Origin of the sequence: Aeromonas sp. FDAARGOS 1403, from assembly GCF_019047325.1 — a bacterium.
In the GTDB taxonomy this organism is placed as follows: domain Bacteria; phylum Pseudomonadota; class Gammaproteobacteria; order Enterobacterales; family Aeromonadaceae; genus Aeromonas; species Aeromonas dhakensis.
The window spans coordinates 3,705,104-3,729,891 of sequence record NZ_CP077249.1 but is presented as its reverse complement, the minus strand read 5'-3'; the positions used below and the strand labels follow the sequence as shown (position 1 = coordinate 3,729,891).

Annotated in this window: 17 protein-coding genes; all 17 read left to right on the top strand. The window is 61.0% G+C overall.

The genetic code is table 11. The annotated features are described in order from the left end of the window. Nucleotides 1–3 precede the first annotated feature (3 nt). The gene (gene tssE / locus I6L33_RS17260) at nucleotides 4–435 is read left to right on the top strand and encodes a type VI secretion system baseplate subunit TssE (protein WP_010634233.1); all 432 of its coding nucleotides are present in this window, start codon (nucleotides 4–6) and stop codon (nucleotides 433–435) included. Between the two features lie 3 nt (nucleotides 436–438). Beyond that, nucleotides 439–2,205, top strand: coding sequence for a type VI secretion system baseplate subunit TssF (tssF, locus tag I6L33_RS17255; protein WP_019840944.1), 1,767 nt, complete (start codon nucleotides 439–441; stop codon nucleotides 2,203–2,205). Further along, on the top strand, nucleotides 2,169–3,167 hold the full coding sequence (tssG, locus tag I6L33_RS17250; RefSeq protein ID WP_139398358.1) for a type VI secretion system baseplate subunit TssG: 999 nt from the start codon (nucleotides 2,169–2,171) through the stop codon (nucleotides 3,165–3,167). Before tssF ends, tssG begins: the two co-directional genes overlap by 37 nt. A 56-nt stretch (nucleotides 3,168–3,223) precedes the next feature. Then, nucleotides 3,224–4,504 carry a type VI secretion system-associated FHA domain protein TagH gene (gene tagH / locus I6L33_RS17245; protein WP_216972998.1) on the top strand — a complete coding sequence of 427 codons (1,281 nt, stop codon included), beginning with the start codon at nucleotides 3,224–3,226 and terminating at the stop codon, nucleotides 4,502–4,504. After that, nucleotides 4,504–5,019, top strand: coding sequence for a type VI secretion system lipoprotein TssJ (tssJ, locus tag I6L33_RS17240; protein WP_005299990.1), 516 nt, complete (start codon nucleotides 4,504–4,506; stop codon nucleotides 5,017–5,019). The genes tagH and tssJ overlap by 1 nt, the downstream gene beginning before the upstream one ends. Nucleotides 5,020–5,021: 2 nt before the next feature. Next, a complete protein-coding gene (gene tssK / locus I6L33_RS17235) occupies nucleotides 5,022–6,356 on the top strand; it encodes a type VI secretion system baseplate subunit TssK (RefSeq protein ID WP_216972997.1) in 1,335 nt (444 codons plus the stop codon). A gap of 22 nt (nucleotides 6,357–6,378) precedes the next feature. Next, nucleotides 6,379–7,158, top strand: a complete 780-nt coding sequence (gene icmH, locus I6L33_RS17230) for a type IVB secretion system protein IcmH/DotU (RefSeq protein WP_005299995.1) — start codon at nucleotides 6,379–6,381, stop codon at nucleotides 7,156–7,158. 20 nt (nucleotides 7,159–7,178) lie between these two features. Beyond that, entirely contained in the window at nucleotides 7,179–9,821 is a 2,643-nt protein-coding gene (tssH, locus tag I6L33_RS17225; RefSeq protein WP_216972996.1) for a type VI secretion system ATPase TssH, read from the top strand. Between the two features lie 2 nt (nucleotides 9,822–9,823). Beyond that, nucleotides 9,824–11,362 (top strand): sigma-54-dependent transcriptional regulator VasH, encoded by a 1,539-nt coding sequence (vasH, locus tag I6L33_RS17220; RefSeq protein WP_216972995.1) that lies wholly within the window; start codon nucleotides 9,824–9,826, stop codon nucleotides 11,360–11,362. Continuing rightward, nucleotides 11,362–11,967: a type VI secretion system-associated protein VasI gene (vasI, locus tag I6L33_RS17215; RefSeq protein WP_211050734.1), complete on the top strand. Its 606-nt coding sequence runs from the start codon at nucleotides 11,362–11,364 to the stop codon at nucleotides 11,965–11,967. The genes vasH and vasI overlap by 1 nt, the downstream gene beginning before the upstream one ends. Before the next feature lie 8 nt (nucleotides 11,968–11,975). After that, a complete protein-coding gene (gene tssA / locus I6L33_RS17210) occupies nucleotides 11,976–13,421 on the top strand; it encodes a type VI secretion system protein TssA (protein WP_211050733.1) in 1,446 nt (481 codons plus the stop codon). A gap of 41 nt (nucleotides 13,422–13,462) precedes the next feature. Beyond that, nucleotides 13,463–16,948: a type VI secretion system membrane subunit TssM gene (tssM, locus tag I6L33_RS17205; protein WP_211050732.1), complete on the top strand. Its 3,486-nt coding sequence runs from the start codon at nucleotides 13,463–13,465 to the stop codon at nucleotides 16,946–16,948. A 46-nt stretch (nucleotides 16,949–16,994) separates the two neighbouring features. Further along, the gene (locus I6L33_RS17200; protein ID WP_216972994.1) at nucleotides 16,995–18,425 is read left to right on the top strand and encodes a VasL domain-containing protein; all 1,431 of its coding nucleotides are present in this window, start codon (nucleotides 16,995–16,997) and stop codon (nucleotides 18,423–18,425) included. Between the two features lie 257 nt (nucleotides 18,426–18,682). Then, on the top strand, nucleotides 18,683–18,970 hold the full coding sequence (locus I6L33_RS17195; RefSeq protein ID WP_017411057.1) for a type VI secretion system PAAR protein: 288 nt from the start codon (nucleotides 18,683–18,685) through the stop codon (nucleotides 18,968–18,970). Between the two features lie 10 nt (nucleotides 18,971–18,980). Then, the gene (tssI, locus tag I6L33_RS17190; protein WP_216972993.1) at nucleotides 18,981–21,026 is read left to right on the top strand and encodes a type VI secretion system tip protein TssI/VgrG; all 2,046 of its coding nucleotides are present in this window, start codon (nucleotides 18,981–18,983) and stop codon (nucleotides 21,024–21,026) included. Nucleotides 21,027–21,060: 34 nt separating this feature from the next. Beyond that, nucleotides 21,061–23,880, top strand: coding sequence for a hypothetical protein (locus I6L33_RS17185; protein ID WP_254204941.1), 2,820 nt, complete (start codon nucleotides 21,061–21,063; stop codon nucleotides 23,878–23,880). After that, complete coding sequence (locus I6L33_RS17180) at nucleotides 23,877–24,737, top strand: hypothetical protein (RefSeq protein ID WP_216972992.1); 861 nt, start codon at nucleotides 23,877–23,879, stop codon at nucleotides 24,735–24,737. The genes I6L33_RS17185 and I6L33_RS17180 overlap by 4 nt, the downstream gene beginning before the upstream one ends. The last annotated feature ends 51 nt before the right edge of the window (nucleotides 24,738–24,788 follow it).

The following is a 24,788-nucleotide window of genomic DNA, read 5'->3' as shown; positions in this document are numbered from 1 at the left end:
CCGATGCCGCATCTCTCTTCCTGGGATAGAGGAAATGCGGCCAGTCTGTTTGATCGCATCAGGGGGGAGGGGCTTGGCTCCTCCCCCCGTACGGAGTCTGAGGAACTGATCGCGTCTGTTAAACGGCAGCTCGAACAGGTACTCAACACCCGTCCCGGCAATTGTCGCAGCGCACCTGACCTCGGGGTCATCGATTTCAACGATGCCACCCAGGGCAGTGCCGACATCAAGGGGCGGATCCGGGAGGCGATCCGGCAATGCATCCGTCGTTATGAACCGCGGATCGTGCATGTGGATGTCCGTTCACCCGACCATCAGGCGAGTCCGCTTGAGATGTCGTTTCAGGTGACGGCCCACGTGCGGCTGGAGCATATCGAGCAAGTTACCTCGTTCAACGTCCATATGGACAGTCATCGTCACTACCGCATGGTCTGATCAATGTCGCTGGAACATTACTTCAGGGATGAACTGGCATTTTTGCGCCTGCAAGGGCGCGAATTTGCAGATAGCCATCCCGAGCTCACCCGCTTTCTGTCGGAGCAAAATAGCGATCCGGACGTGGAGCGCCTGCTGGAGGGATTCGCCTTCCTCACGGGCAACCTGCGCGCCAAGATTGAGGATGAGTTTCCCGAGCTGACCCACGGTCTGCTCAACATGCTCTGGCCCAACTACCTGCGTCCCGTGCCCAGCATGACCATCATGCAGTTTTCGGTCATTCCGGGGGCCATCGCCCAGCCGGCGCTGGTCAGGCAAGGCTGCCAGCTCGACAGCCTGCCCATGGACGAGGTGACCTGCCATTTCCAGACCTGTCACGATACCTGGGTCTATCCGGCCGATATCCGTCATATTGCCGCCCAGAGCGGCAACGATCTCTCCACCATCTCGCTGGATATCGCCCTGCATGCCCCTCTGCCGCTCAGCGAGTTGCAGCTGGACAAGCTGCGCTTCTTCCTCGGTGGCGACAGCTACACCGCCTATGAGCTCTACTTCTGGCTCTCCAACCAGCTCTCCCATATCGAGCTCGAGATCGACGGCAAGCGCTTTCGTCAGGAGGCCAAGGCCCTCAAACCGGTCGGCTTCGAGCGCGGTGATGCGCTCTTGCCCTATCCGAACAACGTCTATTCCGGCTACCGGATCCTGCAGGAGTATTTCTGCTTCCCGGAAAGCTTCCTCTTCTTCGAACTCGCCGGTGGCGACTGGCCCAAACAGCCGCTGCCGGTGAGCGAATTCAAGGTGCACTTCTGCTTCGACCGGCCGCTGCCGGCAGAGCTCAAGATCCGTCCCGACTCCTTCATGCTCAACTGCGTGCCGGCCATCAACCTGTTCCAGCACGACAGCGAGCCGGTCAATCTGAATGGCCGCCAGGCGGAGTACCCCCTCAAGGCGAGTTATCGCCATGCCGACAGCTTCGAGATCTTCTCGGTGGATCAGGTGGAAGGCTGGGTCGAGGGGAACCTGGGCCGCTCCCGCGGCACACCGCGCATCTATCAGCCGTTTGAGAGCTTCCAGCACCAGATTGAGCGGGCCAAGCAGCGGCTGGCGCTCTACTACCGGGTGCGGGTCAAGGAGGCGGTGAGCGGGGATGGTTTCGAGCACAGCCTCTCGTTCGTGCGCGGGGATGAAACCACCACGGTCGAACTGGATGAATCCATCTCGGTGACGCTCACCTGTACCAACCGCTCCCGCGCCGCCCGCCTCAAGGTGGGCAGCGTCTGCGTGCCAACCGGCAGCTCACCCTCGTTTGCCACCTTCCGCAACCTGATCCGGCCGACCCGGCCGCTGCGCCCGGCGCTGGACGGCAGTCTGCACTGGACGCTGATCTCCAACCTCTCCCTCAACTATGTCTCCCTGCTGCGCCGCGATGCCCTGGTGCAGGTGCTGCGCACCTACGATTTTCCGGCGCTGCACGACAAGCAGGCGGAACAGGCCTCGCGCAAGCGGCTGGCGGGTATCGAGGAGATCGAAACCAAGCCGGTGGATCGGCTGGTGCGCGGCATGCCGGTGCGGGGGCTCAAGTCGGTGCTCTCCATCCGCCAGTCCGCCTTTGGCAGCGAAGGGGAGCTCTATCTGTTCAGCACCGTGCTGGCCCACTTCTTCTCGCTGTACGCCAGCGTCAACGCCTTCCACCTGCTTGAGGTGGTCAATCTCGACAACAAGGAGCGCTATCAGTGGCCAGTCCAGATCGGTCAGCACTCCCTGATGTGACGTCCGGCAAGGACGCTCCCCGTTTCAACTTCTTCCAGCTGGTTGAGCTGCTCAACCGGCTGGATGGTGCCGATCAGGAGCGAGGACTCGACTACCTGCCCGGTGACGAGAACATCCGTTTCAAGGCGACCGCCTCCCTGGGGTTTCCCACCAGCGACGTGTTGCAGATTGGTCGGGATGGGCAGGGGCGCCACGAGCTGGAAGTGGCCTTTCTCGGCCTGCATGGCAGCCAGTCGCCGATGCCCGGCTATTACCTCGACTCGCTGGCATGGGAGTACGCCCAGGGGGAGCAGAAGCTCGGCCTGTTCCTGGACTTCTTCCATCACCGTCTGCTGACCCTGCTGCACCGGATCTGGCGCAAGTATCGCTACCACGTCCGGTTTCAGGACAACGGCGAGGATGGTTTCTCCCGCCTGATGTTCGCTCTGGTAGGGCTTGGCAACGAGGCGGTCTGCCAGAGCCTGCCGGTCAACCGGGCCAAGATGCTCTCCTATGCGGGCATGCTGGCCAGCCCCAGCCGCTCCCCCGAGGTGGTGGCCGGTCTGGTGGCCCACTGTTTCGATCTGACGGACGTGGAGGTGAGCGCCTGGCAGTGGCGCAAGGTGCCTATTCATCAGGATCAGCAAAACCGCCTCGGCGGCGCCGGTACCACCCTGGGGGATGACTTTGTCATCGGCGACAAGGTGAACGACTGTGCCGGCAAGTTCTTGTTGAAGATCAACAACCTGAGTTTTGGCCAGTTTCTCGGCTTTCTGCCGAACGGGGAACACTTCCATGCCCTGGTGACCTTCGTCTCCTTCATCCTGCGCGATCAGCTGGCCTGGGATCTGCGGCTGGGTTTCGGCCAGGAGCAGGCGAGGGGACTGAGACTCGGTGAAGAGCAGAGTGCCCGTCTGGGGTGGAGTACCTTTCTCGGTCAGCCGCCGAGCGATCCGTTCGTGACCATTTGTGTGCAGGAATAAGCGCAGAAATACGCTGCGCAGAACATTTAAGTACAGAGATCAGTGCAGGAGTAACCGTGGACGATTTTAACCAGCAACTTTCCCTGGTGGTGCTCAACAGCGAACAGCTCGACGGCAGCCAGCAGGTGCAGTACCGCTTCGACGAGATGGGGGGGACCCTGGGGGCCTCCGAGCAGGATGATTGGCAGCTGCGGGACAGGTTGGGGACCGTGCTGCCCGCCCACGCCCGCATCGAGCTCAACGACGGTCGCTTCTGCCTGTGCGATCTGAGCGGCCAGACCTATATCAATGGCGCCACCTCACCCATCGGGCGGGCCCGCAAGGTGCATCTGGAGCAGGGGGACGAGCTCATCGTCGGCCCGTTCCGGTTGCGTACCTACCTGGGGGCCATCACCCCCGAGCAGAGCCTGCAGCAGGTGCTGGGCAATCGTGCCACCGAGCAGCTCGACGAGTGGCTGACTGGTGATGAGCCCACCGCCCGGGCCGATGATCCGCGCACCCTGGCGGCCGATCCCCTGTTGGCACTGCAACAGGAGCGCCGGACCCCCAATTCGTTGATGGATGGCTTGCCAACTGCTGGCGTGCCGACGGATGGCCCGCTGACGGATAGTCGCCTGCAGGCTTCACCGCGTTCACAGCCGGATGTGGACGTTTCCCCTCTTGCCCCCTTTTCTGCTGTCGAGAACACCATGAACCAAGAATTTCTGGATATGCCCAGCATCGAGAACCACCCCGATTATCAGCTGTCGCTGGACGGCGTCGATCACGTGGCCCTGACCCCGCTGATGCGCGGCCTGGGTCAGCCCTTGCAACTGCAGGACACCCAACAGGCCCACGACATGCTCGAAGAGATGGGCAAGACGGTGCGGGCCATGGTGGAGGGGTTGCTGCAGTTGCAAACCGAACAGGCGGCGCTGGCTGACAAGCACCTGCGCCCCATCGAGGACAACCCGCTGCGCCTGGGCCTTGACTATGACGAGACCCTGGCGGTGCTGTTTGCCGAGCAGAAGAGCCCGGTCCACCTGAGTGCGCCGGCGGCGGTGGCCGAGAGCCTGCACAATGTGCGCATCCACCACGTGGCAAACCAGCAGGCCATCAGCGCGGCGCTGGACAGCATTCTGCAAGCCTTCTCGCCCGAGGCGCTGATCGGCCGGTTCGAACAATACCGCCGCAGTGGCGCGCCGGGCATGGCCGATGAAGGCTGGGCCTGGAACATGTACCAGCACTACTACCGCGAGCTCACCTCCGCCCGCCAGCAGGGGTTCGACAAGCTGTTCCACCAGGTGTATGCCCAGGCCTATGACCAGGCCGTTCGTCAGCAACAGGGACTGATTTGATGATACGTGCGCTGATGCTGGGGGCGGCTCTGCTGGCCCTGGCTGGCTGTACCACCATGGGCAAGATGGCCGACGTCGCCATGAACCCGGATATCCAGGTGGGCAGCAATGACAGTCAACCCTCCACCCTGGGGCTGAGCCTGCTGGCGGAGCCTGACGTCAATCCCAACGAGAGCGGGGAGGCGGCGCCCATCGAGTTTCAGGTGGTGCTGCTGGCCGAGGATTCCAAGCTGCTCGCCACCGACTACGACCAGGTGACGGCAGATGTCGAGAAGGCCCTTGGCAAGAACTACCTCGACCATCAGGACTACACCCTGCTGCCGGGCCAGTTCAAATACCTGCCCCCCGTCAAGCTCGACGAGAAGACCCGTTACATCGGCGTGATCGCACGCTACGCCGACCCGGACAGCGCCGAGTGGCGCAAGGTCATCAAGATCAAGAGCAAGGGCGCGGCTTATCAAATCCTGGTGCACCTGCGCCTGGATGAAGTGGAACTGCAAAAAGAAGAAGAATAACCATGTCGAGTCGAAATCGGGTTATCTGGCGTGAGGGGCTGTTCATCAAGCCCCAGCACTTCCAGCAACAACAAAGGCATTCGGATTACGCGCTGCACGCTCGCCTGAGCGCGCTGTCCGACTATTTCTACGGCTTGCAGTCGCTCGCCATCAACGAGGATTACCTGGGCTTTGGCCGCATCGCTCTGGTGGGGGCCACCGGTATCCTGCCGGACGGGACCGTGTTCAATATCCCCAACGACGACATGCTGCCGACCCCGCTGGAGATCACCGATGCCTCGGTGGCCAACCAGAAGGTCTATCTGGCGCTGCCGCTCTCGGTAAGCGGTGTCAACGAGGTGGGACAGGGCGGTCAGGTGGCTACCCGGCTGCAGGCCCATCGCCACGACGTGCGCGACCTGCACAGCGAAGGGGGGGACGTGGTCTCCCTCGAAGTGGGGCGGGTCAGCCTGCGGCTGATGCTGGAGCGCGAAGATCGCAGCGCCTACGCGTCGCTCGCCATCGCCCGCATCCTGGACAAGCGCCCGGACGGTGGTCTGGTGCTGGATCCCAACTTCATGCCCTGCAGCATCAGCGTCTCCGCCATCCCGACCCTCAAACGCTTCCTCGGCGAGTCGGCCGGTCTCGTGGCCGAGCGGGCCCGCAGCCTCTCCCAGCGCATCGCGGCGCCCGGTCAGCAAGGGGTGGCCGACGTGGCCGAGTTCATGATGTTGCAGCTCCTGAACAGGGCTCAGCCCCAGCTCTCCCATCTGGCGCGCCTTGGCACCCTGCACCCGGAGCGGCTGCACGAGGCACTGGTGCAGCTCTGCGGCGAGCTGATGACCTTTACTGACGAGTCCCGCCTGCCGCCGGAGTTTCCGGCCTATCGTCACGACGATCAGCAGGTGAGCTTCGAACCGGTGATGCTGGCCCTGCGTCAGGCGCTCAGTACCGTGCTGTCGCCGCGCGCCGTCTCCATCCAGCTGCGCAAGCACCAGTACGGCATCATGGTGGCCATGGTGAACGAGAGCGAGCTGATGAAAAGCGCCGACTTCGTGCTGGCGGTGCGCGCCCGCATGCCGCAGGAGCAGTTGCGCAAGCAGCTGCAGCAGCAGACCAAGGTGGCCTCCAGCGACAAGATCCGCGAGCTCATCAGCCTGCAACTGCCCGGCATCCCGCTGCTGCCGCTGCCGGTGGCGCCGCGCCAGCTGCCCTATCACGCCGGTTACAGCTACTTCCAGCTCGACCGGCAGAGCCCGGCCTGGCAGATGCTGGCGGTCAGCAACACCCTTGCCTTCCACATCGCCGGCGACTTCCCCGAGCTCGACATGCAGCTCTGGGCCATTCGCAGCCAGTGATCGCACCAAGGAATAAGCAGAGATGACCACGGACATTATCAAGAACGAGCAACTCAGCGACCTGCTGTTCGATCACGCCGAGCAGCTGGACATGGATTCGGACTACTGGTTCCGCCTGCGCGGCCAGAGCATCAACCCGATGATCGACGCGGTGACCCCCTTGCTGGGGCTGGTGCAGCGGGTGCGCCTGCTGTCGCGCTATGACCAGGTGCCCGAGCTCTACCAGCGGGTGGTGACCGAGATCCAGGCCATCGAACAGGAGCTGATGGCCCAGGGGTACGAGAACGGGGTGGTGCTGTCGTTTCGCTACATCCTCTGCACCTTCATCGACGAGGCCGTGATGGGGCGCGACTGGGGCAGCCAGAGCGAATGGTCCCAGCACTCCCTGCTGGCCCGCTTCCACAACGAGACCTGGGGCGGCGAGAAGGTGTTCGTGCTGCTTGCCCGTCTGCAGGAAGACCCGGTGCGCTACCGCGACATTCTGGAGTTTATCTACCTGTGCCTCTGCCTCGGTTTCGAGGGGCGCTACAAGGTGATGAGCCAGGGGCGGGAGGAGTTCGAGCGCATCGTGCGCCAGCTGCACAAGCAGTTGGCGCACGAGGCAGGTGGTGAGGCACCCAGCGTGTTTCACCTCGATCTGGGGCAGCAGGCCTCCCGCTATCAGCTGCGCAAGCAGGTTTCCCTGCGCAGCCTGTTCATGGGCGGGGCGTTGATCCTGGCGCTGATCTTCGGCCTCTATCACCACCAACTCAATAACCAGACCCAGGACGTTCTGCGTCAACTGGGCGAATTATTAAAATAAAATACTAAGGAGAGCACGCCTTGATTCGTATAGAGCTACCGGTACTGGTGGAAAGACTCAACCCCATCTGCCGTCACATGCTGGAGGAGGCTGCGGCCCTCTGTGTCAATCACCAGGGGGCCGAGATCCGCATCGAGCACCTGCTGCTCAAGATGCTGGAGACCCCGCTGAGCGACGTGCGCCAGATCCTGAAGATGGCCGAGGTCGACGTTGAAGAGCTGAAGGTCCTGCTGCAACCCTCGCCGGCTGACAACGGTTATGGCCAGGGTTACCCCTCCTTTTCGCCCATGCTGGTGGAGTGGCTGCAAGACAGCTGGCTGCTCGCCTCCGCCGAGCTGCAACACGCCCAGCTGCGCAGCGGTGTCATGCTGCTGGTGCTGCTGATGACCCCCCAGCGTTATCTGTCGGGCTCGGTGACCCGCCTGCTTGCCAAGGTCAATCGCGAGCTGCTGCGCCAGCAGTTCGACGAGTGGGTCAAGGAGTCTGCCGAGACGCAAGTGACCACGGCTCCCGGCGGCAAGACGGCCCAGGCCGCGCTGCCGGCCGATGCCAGCCTGCTGGCCCGCTTTACCGTCAACGTGACCGAACAGGCCCGCCAGGGCAGCCTGGACCCCGTGCTCTGCCGGGATCACGAAATCGACCTGATGATCGACATCCTCTCCCGTCGTCGCAAGAACAACCCCATAGTCGTGGGGGAGGCCGGTGTCGGCAAGAGCGCCCTCATCGAGGGGCTGGCTCTGCGCATGGTGGCGGGCCAGGTGCCCGAGAAGCTGCGCGGGGTCGAGCTGATGACGCTGGATCTCGGTGCCATGCAGGCCGGCGCTTCGGTCAAGGGGGAGTTCGAGAAACGCTTCAAGGGGGTGATGCAGGAGGTCAAGGACGCCGTGCAGCCTGTCATCCTCTTCATCGACGAGGCACACACCCTGATCGGGGCCGGCAACCAGGCCGGCGGGCTGGATGTCTCCAACCTCATCAAGCCGGCGCTGGCCCGGGGCGAGCTGCGCACCATCGCCGCCACCACCTGGGGCGAGTACAAGAAATACGTGGAAAAAGACGCGGCCCTGTCGCGCCGCTTCCAGCTGGTGAAGGTCGGTGAGCCCGATGCCGACGAGGCCACCGTGATCCTGCGCGGCCTGCGCAGCATCTACGAGAAGGCCCACGGGGTGCTGATCGACGAGGAGGCGCTGCAGGCCGCCGCCCAGCTCTCCGCCCGCTACATCTCCGGCCGTCAGTTGCCGGACAAGGCGATCGACGTGCTCGACACCGCCTGTGCCCGGGTGGCCATCAACCTCACCACGCCGCCGCGCGCGGTCAGCCACCTGCAAAACGCGCTGCGCCAGCGCGAGCTGGAGATCCGCCAGCTGGAGCGCCAGAGCCTGATCGGTCTTGGTGACAACGCAGATCGCCTGGCCGAACTGCAGGGGGCCCAGCAGGCTTGCCGCGAAGAACTGGCCGAGCAGGAGGCCCGCTGGCAGCAGCAGCAGGGGCTGGTGCACCAGATAGTCGAGCTGCGCGCGGCGCTGCTGGCCGATCAGCAGGATGAGATGCTGGCCAGAGAGGCGCTGGATCTCGCCGATGCGCCGCTCGATCCGCAGGCCGCTGCCGAGCAGCTGGCCACCCTCGAGCGCGAGCTGGCCGAGCTGCAGCAAGGAGAAGTGCTGGTCTCCGCTCACGTCGACAAGACCCAGATTGCTGCCGTCATCGCCGAGTGGACAGGGGTGCCCCTCAATCGCATCTCACAAGGGGAGCTGGACGTGGTGACCCGCTTGCCGGAGTACCTCGGCGAGCTTATCAAGGGGCAGGATGTGGCGGTGGCCCACCTGCACAAGCATCTGCTGACCGCTCGCGCCGACCTGCGTCGTCCCGGCCGCCCGCTGGGGGCCTTCCTGCTGGTGGGACCGAGCGGGGTCGGCAAGACCGAAACCGTGCTGCAGATTGCCGAGCTGATGTTCGGTGGTCGCCAGTATCTGACCACCATCAACATGTCCGAGTATCAGGAGAAGCACACCGTCTCCCGTCTCATCGGTTCGCCGCCCGGCTACGTCGGTTTCGGTGAGGGGGGCGTGCTGACCGAGGCCATTCGGCAGAAGCCTTACTCCGTGGTGCTGCTGGACGAGGTAGAGAAGGCCCACCCGGACGTGCTCAACCTCTTCTATCAGGCGTTCGACAAGGGCGAGCTGGCGGACGGGGAAGGGCGCATCATCGACTGCAAGAACGTGGTCTTCTTCCTCACTTCCAACCTCGGTTTCCAGACCATAGTCGATCATGCCGAGCAGCCAGACATGCTGCTGGATGCCCTCTATCCGGAGCTCGCCGCCTTCTTCAAGCCAGCGCTGCTGGCGCGCATGGAGGTGATCCCCTATCTGCCGCTCGGTCACGATACCCTGGTGCAGATCGTCGGCGGCAAGCTCAACCGGCTGGTCAAGCTGCTCAAGGAGCGTTTCGGCGCCGAGGTGGTGCTGGACGATGAGGTGGCCGAGGAGATCCTGCTGCGGGCCAATCGCAGCGAGAACGGCGCCCGCATGCTCGAATCCGTCATCGACGGTGCCCTGCTGCCGCCGGTCTCCCTGCAACTGCTGCAGCGCCTCTCGGCCGGTGAACCCATCAAGCGCGTCCACTTTTCTGTGGCCGATCACCAGTTTGTGGCCGAGGTGGGGGCTTGAGTATGGAGCAAGCCCTCGCATTTGCCCTGGCCCTCACCGCCCAGCGCGATGAGCCGCATCTGTGCCACTGGTGGAGCTCGACCGTTCATGCCAGCTTCCAGCCCAAGGGGCTGCTGCTCGGCATGCTGGATGTGAGCGGCCGTCAGCTGGAGTGCCAAGGCTGGGTAAGGGGGAAGGACGTGGCGCTGGGGCTGGCGGTGGACGATTTTTCCCACCCCCTTGCCTATGTGCTGCACAAGGCCCAGTCCCGCACCTGGGACTCCCTCTACGGCGGCGCCCGCATCGAGCACGCCGGTTTTCGCGCACTGCTGGCCGACCTTGGCCAGCAGTGCGGCCTGCACGCCTATCCGCTGCTGGATGGCAACGGCAAGCCGTTTGCCGTGCTGGCCCTGATGGATGAAGGGGAGGTGCTGCGGGCCTGGGCCGAGGGGCCCGAGCTGGCCCAGCTCTCCCAGGTCTTTTGCAACCAGCTCACCCTCATTCGCGATCTCGGCCGCAGCCGACGGGATCAGGGGGTACTGCGCGACTCCCTGCGCCAGATGAAGGGGGAGGGGGAGCGGCTGCGTCAGCACGAGAAGCTGCTCGGCGATCAGCTGGTCGGCCAGTCGGCGGTGATCCGCGGGCTGCGCGAGCAGATAAACCAGGCCGGCCAGCACAAGCTGACCGTGCTGATCCAGGGTGAGACCGGCAGCGGCAAGGAGGTGGTGGCACGGCTGGTGCACCAGTGCTCCGATCGCGCCAACAAGCCCTTTGTCGCCATCAACTGCGCCGCCATTCCGGAAAACCTCATCGAGAGCGAGCTGTTCGGTTACCAGAAGGGGGCCTTCTCCGGCGCCCTTGCCAACAAGACCGGGCTGGTGGCCCAGGCCAACGGCGGTACCCTGTTTCTGGACGAGGTGGGCGACATGCCCGCCGCCATGCAGGCCAAGCTGCTGCGGGTGCTGGAAACCCGCAGTTACCGGCCGCTCGGGGCCGAGCAGGAGTATCACTCCGATTTTCGCCTCATCGCCGCGACCCATCAGCCGCTCACTCGTCATGTGGAGGAGGGGCAGTTTCGGGCCGACCTCTACCACCGCCTCTGCCAGTGTCTGCTGCTGATCGCCCCCCTGCGCGAGCATATCGAGGATGTGCCGCTCTTGTGCCAACACTTCATGGCCCAGTTTGCCGCCCAGGATGGCAAGACGCTCGCCGGTTTGCAGCGCAAGTTCTTGAAACAGCTGCAGACCTATGACTTCCCCGGCAACGTGCGCGAGCTGCGCAACCTGCTGGAGGTAGCCTGTGCCCATACCCGTCACGGGGAGGAGGTGGGGCTGGAGGCGCTGCCGCCCGAGCTGCGTGAGCGGGTCTGTGTCGAGTTGCCCGGCTACATGGACGATTACAACCACATCCGCGATCTGCGCCGGGCCATGCAGCAGTACGAGGCCTCCGTCATCGAGGCGCGCCTGCGCCACTTCCACGGCAACCGGATGTTGGTGGCCGAGAGTCTCAACATTCCCAAGCGCACCCTGGATCACAAGTGCCAGAAACTGGAGGTGAACTGATGAGCGTCATCGCCCTATTGCCTCTGCTGCTGGCCACCAGTGCGGCCGAGGCACCGCTGGACATGGCGCGCTGGCAAGCCTGCCGGCAGGAGCCCTCGCCGCTGGTGCGGCTCGCCTGCTACGACGCCATCGGCAATGGCGCGGTCAGTGCCACTGAAGGGGATTCCCCCAAATCGGCGGCCTGGCAGGCCATCTGGGCCCAGGAGCAGGCCCGCACGCCAGCGAGCGCCCCCTTCCTCCTGCAAAGCGATGAAACGCGCGGCAGTGAAACATTGACCCGTCCGGCGCTGCGCGGGGCGACGCTCTCCATCGGCTGCGTCGACAGCATCACCCATATCCGGCTGCGGCTGGATCAGCCCTGGAGCGGCGAGAAGGTGCAGGTCGAGCTGGATGGTCAGCCGAGTGCCGGCTCCCAGAGCTGGTTTATTCGGGATCAGGGTCTGTTGCTGGAATATGGCCGCGGTCTGCCCGCCATCGAGGAGCTCAAGCGCTGGCTGGGCCATCGCGAGCTGCAGGTGCGGGCCGACAACGGTGCCCTCTTGCGGGTTGACTTGAGCGGCCTGAAAGAGGCGCTGGCACCGCTGCGTCAGCAGTGCCGCTGGTAGGGGGGAAGATGAGCTATCAACACCCCTGGTGTGCACGCCTGCTCACCAGCCTGCCGGATGAACAGATCAGAGGCGCGGTGCTGGCCGACGAGCCGCGCTGGGACTATGTGGAGACCGAGCTGGTCAAGCTGGGCTCCCTCGCTCACAGCCAGGTCGATCTCAATGCGGTGGCCGAGGCCTGCCTCGGCTTGCTGGAGAGCCGCACCAAGGATATGCGGGTGCTGGCCCAGTTGCTGCGCTGTCTGCAGCACCCAGCCAAGGCGACCCCGCTGGGGGCGGCGATCAGCCTGCTGGAGGCCTGGATCCAGGCTTACTGGCTGTTGGCCTGGCCCGGCAATGCCAGCCAGAAACAGCGGTTGATGGTGCAGATCGTCAAGCGCTTCGAAGGGGCCCTGCCGCGCATCTGCGAGAGCGCTTCGGCGGCCGAGCTGGCCCAGTTGCTGGCCCAGGCCGAGCAGCTAGAGCGGGTCTGGCTGGCGCAGTGTCCCGACAAGGGGGAACTGCTCGACCCGCTGGTGATGGGGCTGAAGCGGGCCCAGCGCCAGCAGGTGGCACAGGCGCAGGCTGATGCTGCTGGGCAGCCTCAGAGCAGTCGCTCCTCGGCAGCGAGTAGCCCGGCATCGGCTGGGCCGAGTGCCAGCGGCGCCGGTGCCATGCTGCTTAGCGGCGGTGGCGGCAGTGCCGGCGTCGATGTCGACAGTTCCAACGATCGCGCCTGGCGCCAGACCCAGCTCAAGGTGGCGGAGCTCCTGATCGAGCGCCAGCCGGAGGCGGCAGTGGGCTATCGGCTGCGCCGTCATGCCGTCTGGGCCGGGATCACGGCGGTTCCCATGAGCGGGGCGGGCAATAAAACCCCGCTGGCGCCCATGTCGGCGGACATGGTGGATGAGTACCGCGCCGCCATGAACGCCCCTGATCAGGGGCTCTGGCAGCGCATCGAGCAGAGCCTGACCCTGGCGCCTTACTGGTTCGAGGGGCACAGGCTTTCGGCCGAGGTGGCCCAGAAGCTCGGCTTCGGGGCGGTGGCCCAGGCGATCGCCGAGGAGCTCGGCGCTTTCCTGCAGCGCCTGCCGGCCCTGCGGGAGCTCGCCTTCAGCGACGGCTCGCCGTTTCTCTCCCCCGAGTGCAGCCGCTGGCTGCAACCGGCCAAGGGCGGCAGTGCCGGCAGTGGCGAAACAGGGTTGGCCGAGGAGGTCGCCCAGCGTCACGGCGAGCAGGGGGTTGCAGCGGCGCTCGCCCTGCTCGATGAGCGGATTGCGCAGTTGAAAGAGCCAAGAGATCGCTTCCACGCCTTGCTGGTGCAGGCGGAGCTGTTGGCGCAGGAAGGCATGGAGGCGCTTGCGCGCCAGCACTATCAACACTTGTGGCAAGAGGCCAGTCGCCTCGGGTTGTCGCACTGGGAGCCCGGGCTGGTCAACCGCCTGGAGAGCCTGGCGGCGCCGTTGTCGAAATAAGTGCCGAAATGAGTCATTGAGTCGGAGTTGGATCACATTTTATGTTCAAAACCATTTTTACTTTTCTGCGGCAACAGCTGCCGAAATTGAAACCCTCCTGGCCCCTGCTCGGTGCTGTGCTCTGGGTGCTCGCCCTCATTCTGGTGTGGTGGCTGGGCCCGCGTCTCGAGGTGCGCGGCGCCAAGCCGTTCGAGCCGCTGTGGGGGCGGGTGGTGTTCACCCTGCTCTGGCTCTGGCTGCTGCTGGGAGTGGTCTCCTGGCGAGTGTGGCGCAAGATGCAACAGCTCAAGGCCGAACGTCAGCACGAGGTGGTGCTGGAGCAGGACCCGGTCAAGGGGCTCATCGACAGGCAGGCGCTGTTCCTCGATCGCTGGCTGCAGGCGTTGAATACCCATCTGGGCAAGGGGGCGCTCTACGCCATGCCCTGGTATCTGGTACTGGGCCTGCCCGGCAGCGGCAAGAGCAGCCTCATTCACCGCGCCAACCCGGCCAACAAGCTCAACCCGAGACTCGATACCGAGCTGCGCGACGTGGCGCAGGATCAGCTGGTGGATTGCTGGCTGGGGGAACAGGCGGTGATGCTGGATCCCGCCGGGGTGCTGCTCTCCCAGAGCGAAGCCGAACTGGATCCACAGGCGCGCAAGCATGAGCGGCTCTGGCTGCACCTGCTTGGCTGGCTCAATGAACACCGTCGTCGCCAGCCCCTCAACGGCCTGGTGCTGACCGTGGATCTGGCCTGGCTCTCCCACGCCAGCGTGGCCGAGCGCAAGGCCTATGCCCAGCTGATGCGCTCGCGCCTGCAGGAGGTGTCGGCCACCATGAATACCCGGTTGCCGCTCTATGTCACCTTCACCAAGCTCGATCTGCTGCGCGGCTTTGACGTGATCTACCAGCAGCTCGACAAGGAGGCCCGCGAGGCCGTGCTGGGGGTGACCTTCAAGCCGGGGGCCGACTGGCAGCAGGATCTGGCCCTGTTCTGGGATCAGTGGGTGGACAACCTCAACCAGAATTTGCCTGAACTGATGTTGAGCCGGCTCGATGCCGCCCAGCGCAACGCGCTGTTTTCGTTCGTGCGCCAGCTGGCGGGACTCAAGGATTACGTGACCAGCCTGCTGGCCGAGACTCTGGCCATCGAGGAGAGCAAGCCGCTTCTGGTGCGCGGGGTCTATGTCAGCTCCGTCTATCAGCAGGGGGTGCCGTTCGATGCGTTTGCCCAGGCGGCCTCCCGTCGCTACAACCTGCCAGAGCCCATCCACTCGGCCCTGCGCGGGGAGTCCAACACCTATTTCGTGCGCCAGCTGTTCTCCTCCATCATCTTCCCGGAGGCCCATCTGGCCGGCGAGAACCGGCTGCACACCCTCTATCGCCGTCGCCGCATGGCCATTGGCATTAGCTGCCTGTCGCTCTTCTCGGCAGCCCTCATCGGTGGCTGGCACTACTTCTACCGGGTCAACGAGGAGGCGGGCCGCAACGTATTGACCAAGGCCCAGGCCTTCATGGAGACCAATGAGGTGGCAGACGCCCACGCCTTCGGCGTGAGCCAGCTGCCGCGCCTCAATCTCATTCGCGAGGCGACCCTCTCCTTTGGCAACTACCGCGAGCGGATGCCGCTGGTGGCCGACCTCGGCCTCTACCAGGGGGACGAGATTGGTCCTTATGTGGAAGGCTCCTACCTGCAGTTGCTGAGCCTGCGTTTCCTGCCGGCCCAGATGCAGGGGTTGCTTGAGGATCTCAACCAGGCGCCTGCCGGCAGCGAGGAGAAGCTTGCCATCCTGCGGGTGATGCGGATGCTGGACGATGCGTCCGGTCGCAACAAGGAGCTGGTGGCGCAGTACATGGCGAGCCGCTGGCAAAAGGCATTCCCGGGGCAGGGGGCGGTGCAGGAGCAGCTGATGGGGCACCTGGACTATGCCCTCGATCACACCAACTGGTATGGCGCCAGAGCCGAGCGGGATCAGGCCGCCATCACCGCCTTCGTGCCGTTCAAGGAGCCGGTCTACGGTGCCCAACGGGAGCTTGGCAAGTTGCCCATGTATCAGCGGGTCTACCAGAATCTGGTGGTGAAGGCGGGCGATGTATTGCCGCCGGATCTCAATGTGCGTGACGAGGTGGGTCCCACCTTTGACACCGTGTTTGCCTTGCGCAGCGACAACGCCGGCCAGGTGCCGCGGCTGCTGACCTGGCCCGGTTTCAACGACTTCTTCCTCAAGCAAGACAAGGCCCTCATCGATCTCACCGCGATGGATGCCTGGGTGCTGGGCCAGCGCAAGCTGAGCCAGCTGAGCGAGGCGGATCGCAAGGAGATCACCCGTCAGGTCAACGACCGTTACGTCACCGATTACGTCAACCAGTGGCAAAAACTGCTGACCAATCTGGATGTGCAGACCCTGGAGAGCCCGGAGCAGGCGCTGGACGTGCTTGCCGCCATCACCGGCAACGATCAGCCGTTCCAGCGGGTACTGGCCTCGCTGGATGACAACACCCGCATTCGCAAGATCTCCGATGTGGAAGGGGACCCGGCCCAGGCCATCAGCGCTCGCATCGGTCGCCCCTTTATGGCCACTAATGGAGTATTGGCTGGACGTGGTGAGCAGGGGCCGCTCATTCAGGAGGTTAACCAGAAGCTGGTGGAGCTGCAGCACTACCTGGAGCTCATCGTCAACGCCACCGAGCCGGGCCAGTCCGCCTTGAAAGCGGTGCAGCTGCGCATGACCAACAAGTACGCCGATCCGGTGTTCGCGCTGCAGCAATATGCCCGCAGCCTGCCGGCCCCGCTCGATCGCTGGGTGGGTCAGCTCTCCGAGCAGAGCTCGCGACTGGTGATCGACCTTGCCATGTCCTCTCTCAATCAGGAGTGGCAGGACAAGGTGCTGGCCCCTTTCAATAGCCAGCTGGCCGGTCGTTATCCGTTTGATCCGAGCTCGAACAAGGACGTGCCCCTCTCCGAGATGGAGCGCTTCTTCGCGCCGGGCGGGACGCTGGACAGCTTCTATCAGGTCAACCTCAAACCCATGGTGGAGAGCGGCCTGATGGAAGGGGAGTTCAGCTCGCCCATCCAGGCCGAGCTGGTCAAGCAGCTGGACCGTGCGGCCCGTATCCGCCAGATCTTCTTCAGCCAGCAGGGCAACCTGGAGGTGCAGTTCGCCCTCGAGCCCATCGAGCTCACCGCCAACAAGCGGCGCAGCGTGCTGAACCTGGATGGTCAGCTGTTGGAATACGCCCATGGCCGCCGTACCAAGATCCCGCTGGTGTGGCCCAACACCATGCGCGACGGGGCCGAGAGCAAGATCACCCTGGTGCCTGCCGCCCGCGAGCGCTCACCGCGCAGTGAAGGCTTTGTCGGCCCCTGGGCCATGTTCCGCCTGATGGACAAGGGGGAGCTGACCCAGGTCAATGATGCCACCTTCGATGTGCGCTTCCCGGTGGATCAAGGGGCCATGACCTATCGCGTCTATACCGACAGCGCGCAAAACCCCTTCACCGGCGGCCTGTTCAGCCAGTTCAGACTGCCCGAATCCCTCTATTGATCGCGTCGGGGGCACGTTGTGCCCCCTTCCTGCGTTGGAAGTTCATATGTCACAGAATCAACAAGGTCAGCAGGCCCTGAAAGTGGGGCGCGACCCCAGGATGTTGCCGGAGTACGAGGCGCTGCGGGCCGAGATCAACAAGCTCAGCCACGCTTCGCGCCCCGAGGTGGACTGGCAGCGGATCCATCAGCTCGCCAGCCTCATCTTCGAAAAACACGGGGTGGATCTGCAGACCGCCATCTACTTCACCCTGGCCCGTTCGCGCCTGCAGGGGCTCAGCGGTTTTACCGAAGGGTGCGAGTTTCTCGCCAACCTTATCGTCACCCAGTGGGAGAGCTTCTGGCCGCCGGTCCATCAGGAGCGGGCCCGCATCGAGATGCTCGACTGGTTCATCGCCCGCATCAGCGACGTCATTCGCCAGTACCAGATCAGCCACGAGGACAAGCGGCTGATCTATCGCTGCGAGCGGGCGCTGCAGCTCATCAGCGAGAAGCTGCACAACGCGGATCTGAGCCGCATTCCCCGGGTCGAGAATCTGGTGCACTTCATCGAGGGGTATACCCACCTGTTCGATGAGACCGAGATCGTCATCGTCTCCGACGAGCCAGACCTCAAGGAGGATCTGCAGATCCCGCCCATGGTGTTCTTCAAGTCCGACATGGCGAGTGATCACGGCGGCACGGTCTCGGCATCGACCCCGCACCTGCCCCAGGGCAGCATTCTGGTGGGGCGCGAGAAGGGGCAGGTCAAACCCACCGTGCTCAAGATAGAGCAGCACCGCCGGCAGCGTCCCACCTGGTTCTGGTTTGGCTGCGGCCTGCTCAGCTGCGCCCTGCCGGTGATGGGGTGGCTCGGCTGGCAGCAACATCAGCAGGAGAAAACCGTGGCGGCCCAGCGCCTGGTACAGCCGGCCGCCGAGCTGCCCCGAGCCCTCAGCTACGACGACATTCGCCAGGCGCGCATCGTGCTGGGGGAGCAGACCCTGCAGAACATGGAGAGCGATCTGGTGGCCCGCTACCAGAACCAGTTGACCCGGCTCGAGCAGACGTCGCCGCTCTACTGGTATCGCTACGGCGAGGGACTGCGCAACTCTCTGCAGATGCTCTATCCCGACTCGCTGGCGGTCAAGGCGCTGGACAAGCAGTGGCAGGCGCAGCTTGGCGGTCAACAGGGCGATGTCATCAGCGTCCCCACCTACCTGGATGCCCGCGCCGGGGTGGATGCCCTGCTCGATCAGCTGCTGGAGCTGGAGCGCCAGCGCAAGACGGTGACCATCTCCTACCTCAAATCCCAGCTCTATGAAGTGCAGAAGAACCTGATGCAGAACATCCCGTTCAGTCTGCGCCTCGGTGAACTGGAGGCGAGAAAAGCCTCCCAGGAGCCCATCACGGCTGCCGAGCTCAAAAGCCTGGAAAATGATCTGAAAGCGCTCAACATCCGCCTCTATCAGCTGCAACAGGGCGTTTCTGGTAGCTGAAAATGCCGCCCTGAGCAAAAAATTGCGCAAGGTGTGGTGAGTTTGACTGGCAAGGCAAGGTTTGCCGGGAAACTTGCCCTGTCTTGCGCAATAGATTGCAGCAGATTGGTCTGATGCCGCGAGCTTGAATCGTAATTGACTGATTTTTAATGTGATTGTGGGCGACTTTGCCATGGCATGGAGGCTGCTGGGTCGCCGCTTCAACTGTCTCTGCACCAGGCTGCGCTTGCACCATGGTTGCCCCACGGAGAATCCAGATGTGCCCTTCTATTGCATTGCTCGGTGACATCGGCACCGACCACGATGGTTTCCACCCATCCCCCGTGATTGCCGCCAGCCCAGATGTGTTCCTCGATGGCAAGCCGGTGGCCCGCCAGGGTGATCCGCTGGCCCCCCACGACAAACCCAACAATCCACCCCATCCGCGCAGCATCTCGGGCGGCGTCGGCTCTGTGCTGGTCAACGGCAAGCCCATCGCCGTGACCGGCACTGCCGTCGGCTGCGGCGGCGTGGTGATTGGTTCGGGCAGCGGACAGGCAGGTTAAGGAGCGCTTCATGGCAGACAGCACGGGATTACAATTTACCGTCAAGGTGGGGGCCCTGCCCGAGAGCACCTTCGTGGTGGCCGAGTTTGCGCTGGATGAAGCGCTCAACCGGCCGTTCAACCTGCGCCTGGAGCTGGCGAGTGCCCAGCCTGACATCGACTTTGGCGCCGTGCTGGACCAGCCGTGCGAGCTGCTGGTCTGGTACAACGGCGAGCTGCAGCGCCGAGTGTGCGGGGTGGTCAGTGACTTCGCGCAAGGGGACAGCGGTTTTCGCCGAACCCGCTATCAGCTCATGGTACAGCCGGCCCTGTGGCGGCTGTCACTTCGCCAGAACTCCCGCATCTTCCAGGCGCAGAAGCCCGATGAAATCCTCAGTATCCTCTTGCAAGAACACGGCATCACCGACTATGCGTTTGCGCTGAAAAACGAGCATGCCAAGCGGGAATACTGCGTCCAGTATCGGGAGAGCGACCTCGATTTCGTGAACCGCCTCGCCGCCGAAGAGGGGATGTTCTACTTTCACGAGTTTGAAGCGGGCAAGCACCGCATTGTGTTTGCCGACGATACGGCGGCATTGACTCAAGGCCCCGAGCTCTTCTTCAACCTCGGCAACCGCTCGCTCGAGCAGGGGCCCTATGTGCGCCAGTTCCACTACCGGGAGGCTGTGCGCCCTTCGGATGTGGAGCTCAAGGACTACAGCTTCAAGACGCCTGCCTACGGTCTCTCCCACAAGAAGGTGGGAGCTGAGCTGACCCACCAGCGCGATACTTACCAGCACTTCGATTTTCCGGGTCGCTACAAGCAGGATGGCAGCGGCAAGGCCTTTGCCCGACATCGGCTGGATGCGCTGCGCAACGATGCAGTGGCGGGCCAGGCTAAGTCCAACTGCGCGGCCTTGCAGCCGGGGCAGACGTTTTCACTCACTGAACATCCCAATGGCAACCTCAACACCGACTGGCAAATTGTGCGTATCCAACACACCGGCTTGCAGCCACAGGCGCTGGAAGAGGAGGGGGGCAGCGGCCCGACTGTCTACCACAACGAATTTGGCGTGGTGAAAGCCAGCACCACCTGGCGGGCGTGCATCGGCAGCCCGGAAGCCCCCCACAAGCCCATGGTGGATGGCCCGCAAATTGCCGTGGTGGTGGGGCCCGAAGGGGAGGAGATTTACTGCGACGAGCATGGCCGGGTGAAGCTGCAGTTCCCGTGGGACCGCTATGGCTCGAGCAACGACCAAAGTTCCTGCTGGGTGCGAGTCTCCCAGGGCTGGGCCGGCGGTCAGTATGGCATGATGGCCATCCCGCGCATCGGCCACGAGGTTATCGTGAGTTTCCTTGAAGGGGACCCGGACCAGCCCATCGTGACGGGTCGAACTTACCACGCCACCAACCGCCCGCCGTATGAGTTACCGGCCAACAAGACCCGCACCGTGCTGCGTACCGAGACCCACCAGGGTGAGGGTTTCAACGAACTGCGCTTTGAAGACCAGGCGGGGCAGGAAGAGATTTATATCCACGGTCAGAAAGACCTGAACGTGTTGATAGAGAACGACGCGGCTTGGCATATCAAGCACGACCAGCACACCGATATCGACAATGAGCGGGTGACCCGCATCAAGGCCAATGACCACCTGACGGTGGAGGGGGAGAAGCGCGACCAGATAAAAGCCGACTACTCGCTGACGGTGGATGCCAGCCTGCACCAGAAGCTGGGGCAATCCCTGCTGGTGGAAGCCGGTCAGGAAGTGCATATCAAGGTGGGCGACAAGCTGGTGCTGGAGGCCGGTTCTGAAATAACTCTCAAAGGAGGTGGCAGCTTTGTGAAAGTGGACCCGAGCGGCATCAAGCTGGTGGGCCCCGCCATCAAACTCAATGCCGGCGGCAGCGCAGGCTCAGGCTCTGGCTGGGGTGGCAAGGCCCCCGTGGTGCCCAAGGGAGTAGAAGTTGTCAAAGCTCCCGAACTGGTTGAACTGGTCAAGGCGATTGCCACCGAGAAGGCGATGGAGGCGTTGCTCAAGGTGCTGGAGCCCGATAGCGATTATCAGCCCTCTGCTTGATGTTCGACGAACAACTTAGGATTGAATGACAAAGATGAAAATCGTCTATCCCATGCAACTGGCGGGTGAAAATGGCTCCAGCGAGATTGCATCCCTCGATGAATTTATCAAGAAGATCAATGGTCTCAAGAGCGGTACCTTCCCGATAGGCCGCAACCGTATCTGGCACGGTGGTATCCACTTCAGTAAAAGCGGGGGCTGGCACCCGAGCGGCGCTGTGCGCGCGATTGCTGACGGGGAGATCGTGGCCTACCGACTGGCGACCAAACCAGCCAAGGCGACCCGTAGCTCCGAAGAGGGCAAGCCAGAGGGAAAGATTGACTTGTATACCTCCCCTTCGTTTTGTCTGGTACGCCATTGCTACGAAGCCGGTGAGCAGAGCAAGAATCAGCTGACCTTCTACAGCCTCTACATGCATATTGCGTGTGAGAACAGCTACAACAGTTCCGAGGCTGCGCGAGTAATGGTCAAGGGGACAGGTGTGTCCACCTATGAACCGGTGGTCGAGGGACATCCTCCCAAGCTGACACGTCGGCTGTCTGGCGATAAACCTATCTATGCGAAAAGAGGGGCTGACGTGAAGTTGGTCGGCCAGGAAGTGAAGAGCCTGCTTAACCACAAAGATGAGCCCCACGATTACTATTTGGTGCACTACGTTGATGACCCGGACAGCCTGTTCCATATTGCGGCAAGCCAATTACAGCAGGAATTTCCACAAAAGCCGAAGTGGATGACACCACCGGAAGGCAAACCGGCCCGCCATAAGATCCCTGGTAATACATGGCTACGTAAAACTGCTGGCACCACAGTGGGTAGCATGGGGCTACCTGCTGGCAGTGAGGTGGTGGTATCCAGTGAGCCACCACAGATGGTGAACCTCAATGGCGGCACGACTGAGTTTCGTAAAGTACAGGTGTTCAAGGCGGGTAGTGGTACCGTCAAAGATAGCGCCAATCAGGTGATGCTCAATGCCAGCAAAGGGGCTGTAGGCTGGCTGGCGAAAAGCAAAATGGGAGCTGAGCTGGCCGCCGAACCAAGTATCCCTGTCGAATTCAAAGAAGATGCGCCGGTTGTTAACCGCAGTGCAAATCCTATACCGGTGCAGGCCGGAGAGATCATCGGTCATTGGGGTGAGCATGAGCTAGCCACTGCCGGAGCCAGCGGTTTTGTGAAAGACGCAGACAGCAAAGTCGTGCATTTTGAGGTGTTTGTTGCAGAGAGCGACAAGCAGGCGCTTGAAGATTGCATCAATAACAAGGCGCGGGTAACCGGTGGCCAAGGCTACCTGCTAGTAAAGCAAGAGGTCACGACCTATCGTCTTATCAACGATAGCCAGCATGGTTTTCACGAGGTTGCCAATTTTGGGCCACAGGTCTTACCGTTGGCGGTGAAAGAGTCTGATATTGTCACTCACGGTGCCAACAACTTTGTGAAGGTGCGTGAACGGACGGCGGCGGACGGGGAGCTGGCGGGCGAGTTCGTATTGCAGGGTGGTGATGTCGAAGTGGTCAGTCAGCACGACTGGCACAAGCTGGGCGTCAAGCTGGTCGATGGCAGCAGTGATGACGATGGCTTTTTGGACAAGGCAGATACCGAGAGTGAAGATCCGCAGCAGAAAGAGGCGAGCAAATTTTTCAGTACCCTCTATGACAAGCTGGTGACAGACAGAGACAACGATGGCACCCTGAGCGGCAATGACATCAAGGCCGCACTGGCCGATGAGGAGTTGGCGGGCAAGTTGCGGATGTTGTTTATCAAGCACAAAAGCGAATGGGTAAAGCCGGGGGATTGGCCGCGTCTCAAGCAGGAGTTGGCTGATCAACCGAAGCTCTATGAATATGCCATGCAGGTACACAACAATATGGTGTGGATGGAAGATGCCAGCGCGATATTGGGTGATACCAAACCCTGGTTTATTCATCCGGCTGGGATGATGGCATTAGTGGGAGAAAGAAAGACATCAAGATCCTGTGATTGTGAAAGTCTTTATGCTGATAAGTTCAAGGTCACTAGATATGGAAGTAAGTATGGTCCTGTCTATTGGGGGACGATAACACTGGCATCTTATTCAAGATGGAGCAATCTCTTAGCTACTGGAAAAATCACTGAAAATGAGAAAGTTATCTTGATTGCCATGTCAGATAATGAAGGAAAAATGGACGCGATACAGTCATATGATAGTGAGGTTGTTACTGCAGGTGCTATGCAGAAAACATTTAAGGATGGCGTTGGCCTTGAGGGGAAAGGGGAGCTTTCAATTCAACTAGCAAAATTTAGAGATAAATATCCTGACTTGTATGCCAATCATATGTCCAACTGCGGTTGGATAGTTGAAGGGACTGGCTCATCAGCAATCACGTATTATGTTGATGATTTATTGACCAGTGGTGGTAAGGTTACGGGGAGAGATTTGAAAAATCTACTTCGAAAAGGTTGTGATGAAAGCACATTTAATAGTGTTCTAAATAGCAAGCCTCTAGCTGGTTTACTGAAAGTAATATCCTTGCCAGAGTTTTTAGATATTCAGGTGCTAGATTTTATTGAACGTCTTCATAGTGCTGAAAGTCAAGTTGTTTCTTCTGGCGATATCAGAATAAAGGATTATATTAAAAGTAATTTTGGTCGAGCTGTAGTGTTGGATCACTCGGTAAATAGGCCTGGTTATGTTAAAGACAACTTCAAAATGGCCATCAGTAATTTCCACACCAAAAACCCAAATGTTAGCTTAAATCCTCACGATTGGGCTGAGTCACATGAAATATATGAGAAAAAAATTCTTGAGGAATATAAAGTGACAAGAAGCATGACTGACTCAATCAGTAGGTATAATTCTCTAAGGAGTAAATTACAATGATAAAAAGCATGGCGGTAATTTTTCTTGCACCTTTTCTGGTAACTTCAGTTACAGCTATTGCTGATGTTTCCATTAATTCAAATGATGGTAGCTCATTATTTTTTTCCGGAAAACTAACTGGCGAGAACATTGATAATAATGCTTGGGGTAAACTTTATTATATATCTGAAAGTAAGAAAGTAGAGCTATCTTTACAAGATAGATATTATTTGGAAAATGATGCTGGAAGTATTTCAAAAAAATCTCCAACAGGGAATTATATATTGTTTTATAGTGTTTCAGGTGAAATGGTAAGCTTGGGAGATGGAACTGAAAAATATGTTGACAGAGCCTACTGTAGCGTAATTGATATGCGTAATGGTTGTATTGTTAGTGACTGGGATGGTGAAGCATGTGGTTATGACTGGGTAAAAAGCAAAGACGTATTGGCCAGTTCAGAAGATAAAGGCGCTGAGGTATTTGATTTTAAAGTAATGCGCCCATCAATAAATATAAAAAGCACCCCGCAGGTGATCGCTAATAAATCTTCCTTAGAAAACATGTTACGTTGCGATCCGCTTAATAAAACTAATGTAGATATATATCAGCTTTTTCTTAAAGCCAATAAAGAATACTCATCAACTATAAAGGAGAGCATGCTTGATTACTTACGGTCCCTTTCTGAAAAAGAAGTGAAAAATAAATCAATGTTGTTTAGCAACTCTAATGAGAATAGCCAATCAAAAGCATACCTCATAGCCGGGGATAAAGTTAGAGTTATCCAAGCAAGCGCTGATGGGCGATGGGTTAATATTGGTTACATTAATAAAAAAAATAACCCACTGATTGCTTGGATTGAGGCTGTAAACTTGCGCTGAGTAATTGAATTATGTGTACAGATCTAGTTATCACCTGACACCGGCCTCAAA

Bases quoted from the DNA above. Each gene is read 5' to 3' on its own strand.
- tssE (WP_010634233.1), top strand. From the start codon at position 4: ATGCCGCATCTCTCTTCCTGGGATAGAGGAAATGCGGCCAGTCTGTTT.
- tssF (WP_019840944.1), top strand. From the start codon at position 439: ATGTCGCTGGAACATTACTTCAGGGATGAACTGGCATTTTTGCGCCTG.
- tssJ (WP_005299990.1), top strand. From the start codon at position 4,504: ATGATACGTGCGCTGATGCTGGGGGCGGCTCTGCTGGCCCTGGCTGGC.
- tssK (WP_216972997.1), top strand. From the start codon at position 5,022: ATGTCGAGTCGAAATCGGGTTATCTGGCGTGAGGGGCTGTTCATCAAG.
- icmH (WP_005299995.1), top strand. From the start codon at position 6,379: ATGACCACGGACATTATCAAGAACGAGCAACTCAGCGACCTGCTGTTC.
- vasH (WP_216972995.1), top strand. From the start codon at position 9,824: ATGGAGCAAGCCCTCGCATTTGCCCTGGCCCTCACCGCCCAGCGCGAT.
- vasI (WP_211050734.1), top strand. From the start codon at position 11,362: ATGAGCGTCATCGCCCTATTGCCTCTGCTGCTGGCCACCAGTGCGGCC.
- tssA (WP_211050733.1), top strand. From the start codon at position 11,976: ATGAGCTATCAACACCCCTGGTGTGCACGCCTGCTCACCAGCCTGCCG.
- tssM (WP_211050732.1), top strand. From the start codon at position 13,463: ATGTTCAAAACCATTTTTACTTTTCTGCGGCAACAGCTGCCGAAATTG.
- I6L33_RS17200 (WP_216972994.1), top strand. From the start codon at position 16,995: ATGTCACAGAATCAACAAGGTCAGCAGGCCCTGAAAGTGGGGCGCGAC.
- I6L33_RS17195 (WP_017411057.1), top strand. From the start codon at position 18,683: ATGTGCCCTTCTATTGCATTGCTCGGTGACATCGGCACCGACCACGAT.
- tssI (WP_216972993.1), top strand. From the start codon at position 18,981: ATGGCAGACAGCACGGGATTACAATTTACCGTCAAGGTGGGGGCCCTG.
- I6L33_RS17185 (WP_254204941.1), top strand. From the start codon at position 21,061: ATGAAAATCGTCTATCCCATGCAACTGGCGGGTGAAAATGGCTCCAGC.
- I6L33_RS17180 (WP_216972992.1), top strand. From the start codon at position 23,877: ATGATAAAAAGCATGGCGGTAATTTTTCTTGCACCTTTTCTGGTAACT.